Origin of the sequence: Microbacterium sp. 4NA327F11, from assembly GCF_005503465.1 — a bacterium.
GTDB classification, from domain to species: Bacteria; Actinomycetota; Actinomycetes; order Actinomycetales; family Microbacteriaceae; genus Microbacterium; species Microbacterium ginsengisoli.
In genome coordinates this window covers 149856-163712 of the sequence record NZ_SCOB01000005.1, presented here as the reverse complement: position 1 = coordinate 163712, position 13857 = coordinate 149856, and the positions used below count along the sequence as shown (strand labels likewise).

General features: G+C 71.2%; 15 protein-coding genes. 7 read left to right on the top strand and 8 right to left on the bottom strand.

Features of this window, described 5'->3' with window-relative positions:
* The 3 genes from FFS51_RS05335 to FFS51_RS05325 form a co-directional block, all read right to left on the bottom strand.
* Positions 1-807, bottom strand: an 807-nt coding sequence (locus FFS51_RS05335) for a hypothetical protein (protein WP_137877740.1), incomplete at its 3' end; no start/stop codon positions are given.
* 47 nt (positions 808-854) lie between these two features.
* Entirely contained in the window at positions 855-1538 is a 684-nt protein-coding gene (locus tag FFS51_RS05330; protein WP_045247586.1) for a response regulator, read from the bottom strand.
* Positions 1535-2806, bottom strand: a complete 1272-nt coding sequence (locus FFS51_RS05325; RefSeq protein ID WP_137877739.1) for a sensor histidine kinase — start codon at positions 2804-2806, stop codon at positions 1535-1537. The genes FFS51_RS05330 and FFS51_RS05325 overlap by 4 nt, the downstream gene beginning before the upstream one ends.
* A gap of 144 nt (positions 2807-2950) precedes the next feature.
* Here FFS51_RS05325 and FFS51_RS05320 point away from each other — a divergent pair, with 144 nt between their 5' ends.
* The 4 genes from FFS51_RS05320 (at position 2951) to FFS51_RS05305 (ending at position 8802) form a co-directional block, all read left to right on the top strand.
* Positions 2951-4339 carry a cation:dicarboxylate symporter family transporter gene (locus tag FFS51_RS05320; protein ID WP_137877738.1) on the top strand — a complete coding sequence of 463 codons (1389 nt, stop codon included), beginning with the start codon at positions 2951-2953 and terminating at the stop codon, positions 4337-4339.
* Between the two features lie 329 nt (positions 4340-4668).
* Complete coding sequence (locus tag FFS51_RS05315; RefSeq protein ID WP_045247587.1) at positions 4669-6927, top strand: polyribonucleotide nucleotidyltransferase; 2259 nt, start codon at positions 4669-4671, stop codon at positions 6925-6927.
* Between the two features lie 196 nt (positions 6928-7123).
* The gene (locus tag FFS51_RS05310; RefSeq protein ID WP_137877737.1) at positions 7124-8137 is read left to right on the top strand and encodes an aldo/keto reductase; all 1014 of its coding nucleotides are present in this window, start codon (positions 7124-7126) and stop codon (positions 8135-8137) included.
* 62 nt (positions 8138-8199) lie between these two features.
* Positions 8200-8802 carry a histidine phosphatase family protein gene (locus FFS51_RS05305; protein WP_045247589.1) on the top strand — a complete coding sequence of 201 codons (603 nt, stop codon included), beginning with the start codon at positions 8200-8202 and terminating at the stop codon, positions 8800-8802.
* Between the two features lie 27 nt (positions 8803-8829).
* On the opposite strand, the gene FFS51_RS05300 is transcribed toward FFS51_RS05305, so the two are convergent.
* Positions 8830-9294 carry a GNAT family N-acetyltransferase gene (locus FFS51_RS05300; protein WP_137877736.1) on the bottom strand — a complete coding sequence of 155 codons (465 nt, stop codon included), beginning with the start codon at positions 9292-9294 and terminating at the stop codon, positions 8830-8832.
* A gap of 36 nt (positions 9295-9330) precedes the next feature.
* Here FFS51_RS05300 and dapB point away from each other — a divergent pair, with 36 nt between their 5' ends.
* Together dapB and FFS51_RS05290 are read left to right on the top strand one after the other, a co-directional pair.
* Complete coding sequence (gene dapB / locus FFS51_RS05295; RefSeq protein WP_137877735.1) at positions 9331-10149, top strand: 4-hydroxy-tetrahydrodipicolinate reductase; 819 nt, start codon at positions 9331-9333, stop codon at positions 10147-10149.
* Positions 10146-10607 (top strand): hypothetical protein, encoded by a 462-nt coding sequence (locus FFS51_RS05290; RefSeq protein ID WP_137877734.1) that lies wholly within the window; start codon positions 10146-10148, stop codon positions 10605-10607. Before dapB ends, FFS51_RS05290 begins: the two co-directional genes overlap by 4 nt.
* 37 nt (positions 10608-10644) lie before the next feature.
* Here FFS51_RS05290 and FFS51_RS05285 read toward each other — a convergent pair whose 3' ends face one another.
* From FFS51_RS05285 to FFS51_RS05270, 4 genes are all read right to left on the bottom strand, one after another.
* The gene (locus FFS51_RS05285) at positions 10645-11553 is read right to left on the bottom strand and encodes a TIGR01777 family oxidoreductase (protein WP_137877733.1); all 909 of its coding nucleotides are present in this window, start codon (positions 11551-11553) and stop codon (positions 10645-10647) included.
* Positions 11546-11971: an OsmC family peroxiredoxin gene (locus tag FFS51_RS05280; protein WP_045247594.1), complete on the bottom strand. Its 426-nt coding sequence runs from the start codon at positions 11969-11971 to the stop codon at positions 11546-11548. Before FFS51_RS05280 ends, FFS51_RS05285 begins: the two co-directional genes overlap by 8 nt.
* A 92-nt stretch (positions 11972-12063) precedes the next feature.
* Positions 12064-12567: a DUF4395 domain-containing protein gene (locus FFS51_RS05275; RefSeq protein ID WP_045247595.1), complete on the bottom strand. Its 504-nt coding sequence runs from the start codon at positions 12565-12567 to the stop codon at positions 12064-12066.
* The gene (locus tag FFS51_RS05270) at positions 12560-12997 is read right to left on the bottom strand and encodes a TlpA family protein disulfide reductase (RefSeq protein WP_045247596.1); all 438 of its coding nucleotides are present in this window, start codon (positions 12995-12997) and stop codon (positions 12560-12562) included. Before FFS51_RS05270 ends, FFS51_RS05275 begins: the two co-directional genes overlap by 8 nt.
* 93 nt (positions 12998-13090) lie before the next feature.
* Between FFS51_RS05270 and thyX the strand changes: the two genes are divergently transcribed.
* Positions 13091-13834, top strand: a complete 744-nt coding sequence (gene thyX / locus FFS51_RS05265) for an FAD-dependent thymidylate synthase (protein ID WP_045247597.1) — start codon at positions 13091-13093, stop codon at positions 13832-13834.
* The last annotated feature ends 23 nt before the right edge of the window (positions 13835-13857 follow it).

Below are 13857 nucleotides of genomic sequence, written 5' to 3'. Positions count from 1 at the left end.
CGACCCCGACCCAGACCCGCCGCTCGGTGCCGTCTGCGGCGGTTGCGCCGCGACCTGCTGCGCGAGCAGGTACTGCTGCTCGAGTGCGGCCGACGTGTTCTTCAGCGAGGCGAGCTGGGCGATGAGCGTCGCCTGCCGTGCGAGGGTGCGGCTGACGGATGCCGCATCCGCCGCCGCCGCGGCCCGCGCGGCCTGCGCGGTGGCCGTCGCCGCGTCGGCCGCCTGCGCGCGAGCTGCCTGCGCGGCATCCGCCTGCGTGCGCAGCGTCGATGCAAGGCCGGCCGTGCGGGTCGCCTCGCCGAGCACGACCTGCCAGGTCGCGCCGAGGCGATCGAGCAGAGAGAGTCGGGAGAGCAGGTCGGTCGGGGCGGCGCTCGTGAGCAGCCGCGCGAGCACCGGGCCGTCGGTCCGCGTGCGGTAGAGGGTGGCTGCGAGTGTCGCGGCCGCAGTGGTGGCGCGGCGGGCCGCGGCATCCGCTGTCGCGCTCTGCACCGCCAGGTCGTCGGCGCGCGCGGTCGCGGTCGCGAGCTCGGCGGCGGCCGCATCGGCGGCTGCCGTGGCGGTCATCGCCGCGGTCGAGGTCGCCGCCGCCTCCTGCTGCGCGCTCGCGAGGATCTGCTGGATCGTGGTGATCTCGGCCTGCGTCGCGGCCACCGATGACTTGGCCGCCTGCACCTGCGCCCACGTGGGATCGTTCTCCGCGCCGTCGGCCGCGGTCGGTGCGGAGATTCCCACCACGAGCCCGAGCACCGCGGCCACCGCGACCGCGCCGGCGCGGTGAGCGATGTGCCCGATCGATCCCACCATGTGACCGACGCTAACCGGCTCGACGGGACCCCGCCACCTCGTGCGCCTCACCGCACCCAGCGGTACTCCGACTCGGGACGGCCCGGGCTGCCGTACCGGGCGGCGCGCTCGATGCGCCCTTCCCCGGCCAGGTGCTCGAGGTAGCGGCGCGCCGACACCCGCGACATCCCGAGCAGTTCGCCGGCCTCGGCGGCCGAGAGCGGCCCGTGTTCGCGCACCGCATCGATGACCCGCCGCAGCGAGGTCTCGGCGAGCCCCTTCGGAAGGGATGCCGCGACCCGCGGCCGCGACGCGCCGAGCACGCCGTCGATCTCGCTCTGGGTGGCCGCACCCGTCGCCGACGCGACCCGCTCGCGATAGTCGCGGAACGGCTCGACCCGTTCGCGGAACGCCGCGAAGGTGAACGGCTTCACCAGGTACTGCACCGCACCGAGAGCGACCATCTGCCGCACGACCTCGGCGTCGCGCACGCTCGTGACCGCAACGACGTCCACGTCGACGCCGGCGGCGCGAGCCTGGCGCAGGACGTCCACGCCGGTGCCGTCGGGCATGGTGACGTCCAGCAGGACCAGGTCGATGCCGCCCGGCGGCGGCTGCTCGACCAGCGCTCGGTGGGCCGCGCGCGCTGACGTGCACTCGGCGACGACCTCGAAACCGGGCAGTCGTTCGACGTACGACCGGTGCAGCTCGAGGGTGAGCGCCTCGTCGTCGACGATCATCACGCGGATCACGCGGCGCCTCCGCCCGGCAGCGTCACGGTGAACCGGCTCGGCGTCGTGCCGATCTCGACCGTGCCGCCCGCGTCGCGCACGAGGGCGCCGACAAGCGCCAGGCCGACCCCGCGTCCGCCCGCGCTCGAGGCCTTCGTCGAGAACCCGCGCTGGAAGATGCGCTCGCGCAGTTCCGCCGGCACCCCGGCCCCGCTGTCGGCGACCTCGATGATGAGCCCGGTACCCGATACGTCGGGGCTCAGCCGCGTCGACACCCATCGGGGTGTGAGGCCCGCAGCCGCGGCATCCAGCGCATTGTCGACGAGGTTGCCGACCAGCGACACCATCTCCATCGGCGGCAGGAGGCCGCCGGGAGCCTCCGCATCGATGTGGGTCTCCCAGCGGATGCCCCGCTCCGCCGCCTGGGACGCCTTGCCCAGCAGCAGCGCTCCCACCGCCGGGTCGCCGGACGTGCCTGCGGCGACGTCGACGAGCGCCTGCGACTGCCGCGACGCCTCGGTCAGGAGCGCGATCGCCTCGTCGATGCGGCCGAGCTCCACCAGGGAGGCGGCGGTGTGCATGCGGTTGCCGTGCTCGTGGGTCTGCGCACGCAGGGCCTCGCCGAGCGTGCGCATCGACTCGTACGAGGAGAGGGTCTCGCGCACGCCCCGGGCCGACAGGTCGCCGGTCACGCGTCGAGTCACCCGGCGCACGACGAGCGCGACGGCGAAACCGGCGGCGACGGCCACGATCGCGGCGATCGCGACGACGGGGAGCCGCTCGAGGAAGAGTGCGCCGATGCTGCCGGTCGTGACCCCGACCGACACCCACCCCACCAGCCGTCCGTCGTCGTACACGGGCGTGATGGTGCGCAGCGACGGGCCGAGCGTGCCGGTGTACTCCTCGGTGAAGGTCGCCGGCGGCTGCGGGATCGTGCCGATGTAGGTCTCGCCGATCACCGACACGTCGCGATGGGTGACGCGGGTGCCGTCGGGCTCCATGATCGTGATGAAGTCGATGCGGGCATCCGTCATGACCCGTGCGGCGACCGGCTGCAGCACCGCCGTCGCGGCCGTGCGGGTGTCGTCGGCGAGCGCGTTCTGCACCGCGGGCGTGTCGGCCAGCGCGAGTGCCAGGGTGCGGGTGACGCGCTCCGACTCGGCGGTCACCGACTGCTGCGTCGTCCACAGCAGCACCGCCGCGAGAGCGGCGGTGACCACGATGACCGCGATCACGAGCGCGACGAACACCACGGATGCCGCGCTGCGCGCTCGTCGTCGAATCGCCACGGTCCGATCCTCCCCGATCAGCGCCGGGTGGGGGCGCGTTCACTACGACCATAAGTTCCGGATGCCGCGCCCTCCGCCGACGCTGGGCACACCCCGCGCGGCTCGCGTGGGTGAGACGACGACGTTTCGACCCTGGAGGCCCTCATGGCTCGCATTCCCCGCACCACCGGCATCGCCCTCCCCGCTCCGCCTCCGCGGCTGCGGCGCCTCGACAAGCACACCTGGCTCTACGTAGCGGTCATCGCCGCCGTCGTGCTGGGCGCGATCCTCGGGCTCGCCGCCCCCGGGTTCGCCCGGGCGCTCGAGCCGATCGGCACCGGCTTCGTGAGCCTCATCAAGATGATGATCGCGCCGATCATCTTCTGCACGATCGTGGTCGGGGTCGGCTCGATCGCGAAGGCCGCGACGGTCGGCAAGATCGGCGGTCTCGCCCTCGTCTACTTCCTCGCGATGTCGACGTTCGCACTCGCGATCGGCCTCGTCGTCGGCAACCTCATCCACCCGGGCGAGGGCCTGAACATCAAGGGCGCGACCTATGCGGCGCCGAGCACCGAGGGCACGAGCACGCAGGACTTCATCCTCGGCATCATCCCGACCACCTTCTTCTCGGCGTTCACCGGCGGCAGCGTCCTGCAGGTGCTCTTCCTCGCGCTGCTCGTCGGCTTCGCGCTGCAGGGCATGGGGGAGCGGGGCAGGCCCATCATGGACTTCGTCAAGAACCTGCAGGCGCTCGTGTTCCGGGTGCTGGGGATGATCCTGTGGCTCGCCCCGGTGGGCGCGTTCGGTGCCATCGCGGCGGTGGTCGGCAAGACCGGCGTGCAGGCGATCCTGAGCCTCGGCGTGGTGCTCGTGGCGTTCTACGTCACGTGCTTCCTGTTCATCGCGGTCGTGCTCGGCTCCCTGCTCGCCGTCGTCGCCCGCGTCAACGTGTTCTCGCTGATCCGCTACCTCGGCAGCGAGTACCTGTTGATCGTCGGCACCTCCTCGAGCGAGTCGGCGCTGCCGCGGCTGATCGCCAAGATGGAGCACCTCGGCGTCTCGAAGCCGGTCGTCGGCATCACGGTGCCGACCGGGTACTCGTTCAATCTGGACGGCACGGCGATCTACCTCACGATGGCGTCGCTGTTCATCGCGACGGGCATGGGCACGCCGATGTCGATCGGTGAGCAGATCAGCCTGCTGGTGTTCATGATCATCGCGTCCAAGGGTGCGGCGGGCGTCACCGGCGCCGGTCTCGCAACCCTCGCGGGCGGACTTCAGGCGTTCCGCCCGGACCTCGTCGGCGGCGTCGGCGTCATCGTCGGCATCGACCGGTTCATGTCCGAGGGGCGGGCGGTCACGAACTTCACCGGCAACGCCGTCGCGACGGTGCTCATCGGCACCTGGACCAAGCAGATCGACGCCGACCGGATGCGCCGAGTGCTGCGCGGCGAGCTGCCGTTCTCGGGCGGCGTCGGCGACGACCACGGCCCGGCAGGTGCCACCCCGGTGGCCGAGCCTGCGCCCGAGCGCATCCCCGCGGGCGTGCGCTGAACGGCAGCGGGGGTGCGGGTGTCCGTACCCGCACCCCCGCTCAGACGGGCCGGACTGGTAAGATCGGCGCGGATGCCTCTGTGGCATCCTCACAACTGAACACCTGCTCGCACACGCGAGCACAGGAGCAGGCCGGCAGGAAGCTGGTCCCCTGTGGTGGGTTCCTCGATCCGGATGCTGCGGCCCCGGCGGCGGGTGATCTTCTACTGGTGGCCAGCGCAGGCGTCAGGCATCACACTGCCCGCGCTCATAACTGCCTGTTCCTGCTCCTTCGCATGCCCTCGCCGGCGACACGCGCCCGCGAGGATAAACAAAGAAGGAGAGACCTCTTGGAAGGTCCTGAAATCACCGCGACCGAAGCCGTCCTCGACAACGGCCGCTTCGGCACCCGCACCATCCGCTTCGAGACCGGACGCCTCGCCCAGCAGGCGCAGGGTTCGGTCGCCGCCTACCTCGACGAGGAGACGATGCTGCTGTCGGCCACCAGTGCCAGCAAGCAGCCGCGTGAAGGCTTCGACTTCTTCCCGCTGACCGTCGACGTCGAGGAGCGCTCGTACGCCGCCGGCAAGATCCCAGGCTCGTTCTTCCGCCGCGAGGGCCGTCCCTCGACCGAGGCGATCCTCGTCTGCCGTCTCATCGACCGCCCGCTGCGTCCGTCGTTCGTCGACGGCCTGCGCAACGAGGTGCAGATCGTCATCACCGTGCTCTCGATCGCCCCGGGTGAGTTCTACGACGCCCTCGCGATCAACGCCGCGTCGGCCTCCACCCAGATCTCCGGCCTGCCGTTCTCGGGCCCGATCGCCGGTGTCCGCCTCGCGCTCATCCCGGGTCACGGCGAGCACGCCGACCAGTGGGTCGCGTTCCCGACCGCCAAGCTCCTCGAAGACGCCGTCTTCGACCTCGTCGTCGCCGGCCGTGTGCTGCCCGACGGCGACGTCGCGATCATGATGGTCGAGGCCGAGGCCACCGAGCACAGCTGGAACCTCATCAAGGCCGGCGCCACCAAGCCCAGCGAGGAGATCGTCGCGCAGGGTCTCGAGGCCGCCAAGCCCTTCATCACCGAGCTCGTCGCGGCCCAGACCGCCCTGGCGAACACGGCCGCGAAGGAGATCCAGCCCTACCCGGTGTTCCTGCCCTACTCGCCCGAGGTCTACGACTTCGTCGCGGCCCGCTCGTACGACGAGCTCAAGGGCGTCTACCAGATCGCCGACAAGATCGAGCGTCAGAACGCCGACGACGCGATCAAGGACCGTGTGAAGGCGGATGTCGCCGCCGCCGTCGAGGCGGGCGAGCTCCCGGTCGCGGCCCTCGCCGAGGTGGGTGCCGCCTACAAGTCGGTCACGAAGAAGATCGTGCGCGGCCGCATCCTCTCCGAGGGTGTGCGCATCGACGGTCGCGGCCTCGCCGACATCCGTCCGCTGGACGCCGAGGTCGAGGTCATCCCGCGTGTGCACGGCTCCGCGATCTTCCAGCGCGGTGAGACCCAGATCCTGGGTGTCACGACGCTGAACATGCTCAAGATGGAGCAGCAGATCGACTCGCTGTCGCCCACGACGAGCAAGCGCTACATGCACCACTACAACTTCCCGCCCTACTCGACCGGTGAGACCGGCCGCGTGGGCAGCCCGAAGCGTCGCGAGATCGGGCACGGCTTCCTCGCCGAGCGCGCGCTCGTGCCGGTGCTGCCGACCCGCGAGGAGTTCCCGTACGCGATCCGTCAGGTCTCCGAGGCCCTCGGATCGAACGGCTCGACGTCGATGGGCTCTGTGTGCGCCTCGACCCTGTCGCTGCTGAACGCCGGTGTGCCGCTGCGCGCTCCGGTGGCGGGCATCGCGATGGGTCTCGTCTCCGACGAGGTCGACGGTCACACCCGCTACGCGGCGCTGACCGACATCCTGGGCGCGGAGGACGCGCTCGGCGACATGGACTTCAAGGTCGCGGGCACGAGCGAGTTCGTCACGGCGATCCAGCTCGACACGAAGCTCGATGGCATCCCGTCGGAGGTCCTCGCGGGCGCCCTCACCCAGGCGAAGGACGCGCGTCTGCGCATCCTCGAGGTGCTGACGGCTGCGATCGACGGTCCGGATGAGATGGCGCCGACCGCTCCGCGCGTGATCAGCGTGCAGATCCCGGTCGACAAGATCGGCGAGCTCATCGGCCCCAAGGGCAAGACGATCAACGCGATCCAGGACGAGACCGGCGCCGACATCTCTATCGAGGAGGACGGCACCGTCTACATCGGTGCTGTCGACGGCGCGTCGGCCGAGGCCGCGCGTGCGCAGGTCAACGCGATCGCCAACCCTCACAACCCGGAGGTCGGCGAGCAGTTCCTGGGCACGGTCGTGAAGATCGCGACCTTCGGTGCGTTCATCTCGCTCCTTCCCGGCAAGGACGGCCTGCTGCACGTCAGCGAGGTGCGCAAGCTCGCCGGTGGGAAGCGTGTCGAGAACGTCGAGGACGTCCTCTCGGTCGGTCAGAAGCTGCTCGTGCGCATCACGAAGGTGGATGACCGCGGCAAGCTGTCGCTCGAGCCGGTGCTCGACGACCAGGCCGCGGCGGATGCCGAAGAGGCTCCCGCCGAGGACTGATCACCGTCCCTGACGACTGCCCGCCCGGATTCTCCGGGCGGGCAGTCGCCGTTTCGGGCCGGAAGAGGCGTGATCAAAGCGTTATGGCGCGTTCACTCCTCGGACGCGTGGGAGCGCCTCGGGCACTCCGGTGTGCCCTAGCCTCGAATCACGCGCGGGGGGCGACCGCGTCGCCGGCGCGAGAAGGGGGCTGCGCATGGCCTGGGACGACCGACTCCTCGGTCGCTCGCGTGCGCCCGAGACGCCGCACCCGTCGGCGCCGATCCCCGTGCAGGGTCCGGCCGTGGGGGCCGGGCTTCGTATTCCGCTCGGGGAATCAGGGTTCTCCGTCTTCCCGCTGATCCTCGGCGGCGGCGACTTCGGGTGGACAACCGACCTGCCGACCGCTCACCAGGCGCTCGATCGCTACGTCGAGCTCGGCGGAAATGCGGTGCACACCTCCGACAGCTACGGCGCCGGACGCAGCGAGCACATCGTCGGCAGCTGGATCGAGTCCCGGGGCCTGCGCGAGAGCGTGGTCGTGACCGCGAGAGTGGGCGCGCACGAAGACCACCCGGGTCTCGGGCCGGTGGCACTCGTGCGGGGCGTCGAGGCGACGCTCACCCGTCTGCGCGTCGATGTGATCGACGTGCTCTACCTCGATGCGACGCGCGATTCGACTCCGCTCGAAGAGGTGCTCGCCACGGTCGACTGGCTCGTCGGCGCGGGCAAGGTGCGCGCGGTGGGGGCGTACGGCCTGCGGCCCGAGGCTCTCGTCGAGGCGCGTATCTACGCGTCCGCGGGCTATCCGCGTCTCACGGTGGCCGACGTGCCGTACAACCTGGTGAGGCGCAGCGAGTTCGAAGGCGACATGAGGCTCGTCGTCGGTGCGCAGCAGATCGCGCTGACCCCGTCTCATCCGCTCGAGCACGGCTTCCTCTCGGGTGCGCAGAGGCAGCGCCAGCGCATCGTGCTGAGTGTGCGCGCCGCGCAGCTCGCCTCCAACCTCAACCGGCGCGGCACCCGTGTGCTGCGGGCGATGGACGGCATCGGCGCTGAGCTCGGCGTGTCGAACGCGGCGATCGCGATCGCCTGGCTGCTCGCGCAGAGCTCGGTCGTGGCACCCGTCGTGAACGCGCAGGATGCCGATCGGGTGAGTGATCTCGTGCAGGGTGTCGGGGTGCGCCTGACGCGCGCGCACCTCGCCGAACTCGCCCGCGCCCTCGACTGAAAGCTCGATTAGGGTGGAAGGCGGCCTTGCGGCCCCCGGATCCCGATGAAGAGAGCTGAGACGTGACGCACTACCTCTACCTCGTGCGGCACGGTGAGCATCAGGACGCTCAGCACGGTCTTGAAGACGGCCCGCTCTCGCCCCGCGGCCGCCGGCAGGCAGAGCTCATCGCCGACCGCCTCTCGGGGGTTCCGTTCGATGCGGTGTGGCATTCGCCGCTGCTACGCGCGGCTGAGACGGCGCGGGTGATCGCCGAACGACTGCCGTCGATCGACCCGCAACCGTCATCGCTGCTGTTCGATTGCATTCCGAGCGGTCCGAGTCCCGAGATGCCGCCGATCTTCGAGCCCTTCTTCGGCGGGGTGAGCGAGGAGGAGATCGATGCGGGGCGCGCGCAGATGGGCGACGCGACCGCGATGTTCCTGAGTCGCAAGCCGCAGGCCTCTCACGAGCTGATCATCACGCACAACGTCGTGATCGCCTGGTTCGTGCGGGAGGTCATGGAGGCGCCCGAGTGGCGATGGATGACCCTCAACCAGGCCAACTGCGGCCTCACCGTGCTCGCTCAGCGCACGGGCCGTCCATGGGTGCTCGTGTCGCACAACGACCTCGCTCACCTGCCGTTCGAGCTGCGCACGGGGCTGCCCGAGGTGCCCCTGGTCTGAGCGGATGCCGCGGCATCCGCTCGCCACTCAGAGCCGCTTGCCGTACCAGCGCGTCGCATTGGGGTTGTCGTTGTACGGCGGGATCGTGACGAACCCGCTCGAGGCGTAGAGACCTGCCGCGGCTGTCAGAGAGTGGTGGGTGTCGAGCACGAGCTCGGCGGCGCCGAGCCGGCGCGCCTCGTCCTCGAGGGCATCGAGCAGCAGGCGTCCCCACCCGCGCCCCCGGCCGGTCGGTGAGACGAAGACGTTCTTCACCTCGTACCGGATGCCGGCCTCACCATCGGCGATGCGGCGCACGCCGCCGCACCCGACCGCGACACCGTCCTCGTCGATCGCGAGGAACACGCCCGCGGGTGGCACGAACGCCGCCGGGTCGGGGAACGTCGTACTGTAGCCGCCGCCGGGGAAGGTGTCGGTGCGCATCGAGAAGTACTCCTCGAGCAGGGCGTGCACATCGGGATCAGCGGGGGAGACGACGCGAGCGCTGGCCATGCGCTCGAGCGTACCGGCCGCCCGTAGGCTGATCCCATGACCACACGCGTCGCCATCGTCGGCGGGACCGGAAAGCTCGGTCGCGTCATCCTCGAGGTCGTCGAGTCCGAGCCCGACTTCGCCGTGCACGCGGTGCTCTCCTCACGCGACGACATCGCCGCGATCGACGGCGCCGACCTGGTGGTGGATGCCTCGACCCCCGCGGTCTCGATCGACGTCGTCCGCGCGGCGATCGAGCGCGGCATCAATGTGCTCGTCGGCACGAGCGGCTGGTCGGCCGAGCGCATCGCGGCGGTGCGGCCGCTCGTCGACGCACAGGGCACCGGTGCCGTGTTCATCCCCAATTTCTCGCTCGGCTCCGTCGTGGGCTCGGCGCTCGCCGCCGTCGCGGCGCCGTTCTTCGCGTCCATCGAGATCGTCGAGGCCCACCGCGACACCAAGGTCGACTCGCCGAGCGGCACCGCCGTGCGCACGGCGGAGATGGTCGCGGCGGCGCGCTCCGAGGTGGGGCCGGTGCAGGCGCCGCACGTCGACCAGCGGGCGCGCGGTCAGCGGGTCGCGGGCGTTCCGGTGCACTCGCTGCGGCGCCCGGGTGTCGTGGCACGCCAGGAGGTCGTGCTGTCCGGCCCGGGGGAGACGCTCACGATCGTGCACGACACGGCCGACCCGGCCGCGGCCTACGCTCCCGGCATCCGCCTGGCCCTCGGCGCCGCGCGCGACGCCCGCGGCGTCGTGATCGGGCTCGACAGCTTCGTCGACCTCGGCATCCGTCTGCCCGGCGCCACGCCGACGACGTCAGGCCCCGGTATCGCCGACGGCGTGCCCGGTCAGGTCGCGCGGGCGACAGACGTATGACGACCCGCATCGGCGTCGCGATCATGAGCGCCGCACTGCTTCTCTACATCGTTCTGGTCGGGCAGCGGGCAGTGCTGTTCATCGCGACCGGCGAGCCCATCGCGATCGCTCTCGGCGTCGCCCTCATCTTCTTCCCGCTCCTCGCGGTCTGGGCGCTCGGGCGGGAGCTGTGGTTCGGGCATCGCGCCGCGGTGCTTGGACGCACCCTCGAATCCGACGCGGATCTCCCCGAGGAAGAGCTCACGACGCTGCCGAGCGGACGGGTCGTGCGGGCAGAGGCGGACGCCGCCTTCCCGCGCTATCGCGAGGAGGTCGAGGCGGCCCCCGAGGACTGGCGGGCGTGGTACCGCCTCGGGCTCGCGTACGACGGCTCCGGCGACCGGCGCCGGGCGCGCGCCGCGATCCGTCGGGCGATCGCCCTCGAGCGGCGGGCACGCCGCGGCATCCCCTCGACCTGACCGGGATCCCGTCGGGGGCGGTTTCCGGCCGGCGGCGTCAGGCGGCCGGTACCGCGGCGGCGACCGCGTCGTCGACGGTCGGGTGAGTGAACGTGAACCCGGCGTCGAGGAGGGTCTGCGGGCGCACGTCGGCATCGCTCGTGAGCAGCGCATCGGTCGCGTCGGCGCCGAGCACGAGGCGCATCGCCCATGCCGGCGCCCGTAGCAGGAACGGCCGGTTCATGCGCCGGGCCAGCGCGAAGCCCAGATCGTTCGCGGTCGCCCGTGTCGGGCCCGTGAGGTTCACGGGGCCCGAGATCTCGCCGTCGATCACCGCACGGATCGCCCGCACCTCGTCCTCGAGCGAGATCCACGGCCACGACTGCGTGCCGCGGCCGATCGGGCCGCCGAGGCCGAACCGGGTCAGCAGGATCAGGGGCTTCAGCACGCCATCGCGATGCACGACGGGAGCCGTGCGCAGCAGCGCGACCCGGGTGACGGAAGCCGCAGCCGCCGCGGCCGCCTCCCAGTCGACGCAGAGCCGGGCGAGGAACGTGTCGCCGGCCGCCGAGCTCTCGGTGAGCACCCGTCCCGGCTCCGAGCCGTAGTAGCCGACGGCCGATGCGGAGACGAACGCGGGCGCGCCGGCTCCCAGACGCAGGAGGGCGGCCGCCAGGGTCTCGGTGGGTTCCAGGCGCGACCGCCGCAGCTGCTGCTTGTACGACGCCGACCACGGGAACCTGCCGACGCTCGCGCCCCCGAGGGAGACCACGGCGCGCGCCCCGGCCAGCACGGACTCATCGAGCCCGCCCGTCTCTGGCGCCCACGACACCTCGTCGGCTGCGGTCGCCTCGCGCCTGACGAGTCGTGTCACCGGCACGCCGTCCGCACGCAGCGCATCGGCGAGAGCCGTTCCGATGAGCCCGGACGCGCCGGCGAGCACGACCCGATCGGAGGTGTCAGGCAAGCGTGGCCTCGAGGGTGATCTCGATGCCCGAGAGGGCCTGGGACACGGGGCATCCGGCCTTCGCCTCGCCCGCGAGACGGTCGAAGTCCTCGGCGCTGATGCCCGGCACGACCGCGTGCACGTTGAGGTGGCTGCCGGTGATGCCGGTGCCTGGGATGAAGGTCACGGATGCCGTCGCCTCGATGCTCTCCGGCGGGGTGCCGTTCTGCGTGAGGGCGTGGGAGAACGCCATGCTGAAGCACGAGGAGTGTGCCGCGGCGATGAGCTCTTCGGGAGTCGTCACCGACGACGATCCCTCAGACCGGGCCTTCCAGTTGACCGCGAACGGTCCCTGGTTGGAGCTCTCGAACGCGACCTCGCCGGACCCCTCCGCGAGGGAGCCCTTCCACGACGTGCTGGCTTCGCTGGTGACGCTCATGCGGTGCTCCTTCGATCGGATGGCGCGCCGCGATCCGGCGCCGTCGCCAGCCTAAGCGGGGCGGGCGACGGGCACGAGGGGCTTGACGTCGGTCAGACCGCCGCGGTCGAGCGGCGACCGATGAGGCCCGCGCGCTGCAGCAGCAGATAGAGCTCGCATCCGAGGCACAGGCCGAAGACCGCGTTCAGGAATGCGGCGACGAAGGCGGCCGCCGCGGCGATCGGCAGCGCCCACGGCACACCGATCAGGTGCAGCACGATGCCGACGACGCTGACGAACAGTCCGACGCCCTGCGCGAAGCGCGGCGGACGCGGGTCCTCGAGCTCGGTGGGGGGCTTCAGCCGCGGGCGTACGACAGAGCGGAACAGTGCGCCCCACGGGGCGGTGCGCGGCGAGGCGACGCTCCACAGGAACAGCAGCGCGATCACGACCAGCAGCAGGAATGCCGGGTCGGTCACGCGCTGCGCGAGGGTGGTGCCGGTCTGGGTGGCGGTGCCGATCAGCGCCAGGTACACGTCGATGATCAGCAGCACCGTCGTGATGGATGCCGCGAACCGCGGTCCGCGCGGATCGATCCCGGCGGGGGAGTTAGACACGGGTGTTCTCCTTCTGAAGGCGGGTGAGCTCCAGCTCGACGGCGGTGCGGGGGGCTGCGCCGGTGAAGCGCGTGCGCACGCGTCCGGAGCCGTCGAGGATGAGGGTTGTGGGGGTCTGCAGCACGCTGAAGCGCTTCGCGATGTCGGGACGGTGCGTCAGGTCGATGTCGACATGGCGCACGCCCGGGTGGGCGCCGGCGATCTCGCCGAGGGCCCGGTGCACGCCCGGGCAGCGCGCGCAGAACTCGGTGGAGAACTGCACGAGGGTGGCCTGCTCGCCGAGCTCGTCGAACCCGAGTCGCTGCGGGTTGACCACATCCCCGGACTCGATGCGCGTGGATCGGCCGAGGCTCCGCTTCGACAGCACGCCGAACACGCTCGCCACGGCCACCAGGCCGACGAGCACGAGGGCGACGATGATCGGATCCATCTGAGAAACGCTACCCGCGACGACCGAGGGTCGGGGTTGATCGACGGAGTGTGACAGCTCGGCGTAACAATCCGCGGCGCTAGTCTGTCGGCTGTGACCGATGCCGATGCGCGCCCCGAGATCCAGTTCCGCAGCGACGTGACCGTCGAGCTCGTGCGTGCGAGCGCGTCGGACGCCGATGTCCTCTTCGCCGCGCGGGTGTCGACGCAGGGCGAGCAGACGCTGGAGTCTGCGGCATCCGGGGAGGAGGCCTCGCCCCGTGATCGTGGCCTCATCAACTACCTGATGCGCGACCGTCACGGCTCGCCGTTCGAGCACAACTCGCTCACCTTCTACGTGCAGGCGCCCATCTTCGTGTTCCGCGAGTTCATGCGCCACCGCATCGCGAGCTACAACGAGGAGTCGGGCCGCTACCGCGAGCTGCGTCCGGTGTTCTACGTGCCCGGCCCCGAGCGCAACCTGCTGCAGGTCGGCAAGCCCGGCGCGTACGAGTTCCTCCCCGGCAGCGACGAGCAGGTCGCGCTGGTGGCCGAGACGACTCGGGCCGCCTCGATCGCCGCCTTCGAGGCCTATCAGCGCATGCTCGAGGCGGGCGTCGCCCGTGAGGTCGCGCGCATCGTGCTGCCGCTGAACATCTACTCGTCGATGTACGTGACGGTCAACGCCCGCTCGCTGATGAACTTCCTCTCGCTGCGCACCAAGGTCGAGGGCACTCGGTTCCCGTCGTTCCCGCAGCGTGAGATCGAGATGTGCGCGGAGCAGATGGAGGCGTACTGGCGCGAGCTCATGCCCCTCACGCACGCCGCGTTCACCGCGAACGGGCGCGTCGCCCCCTGACGGATGCCGCGGCCGGCCGGCCG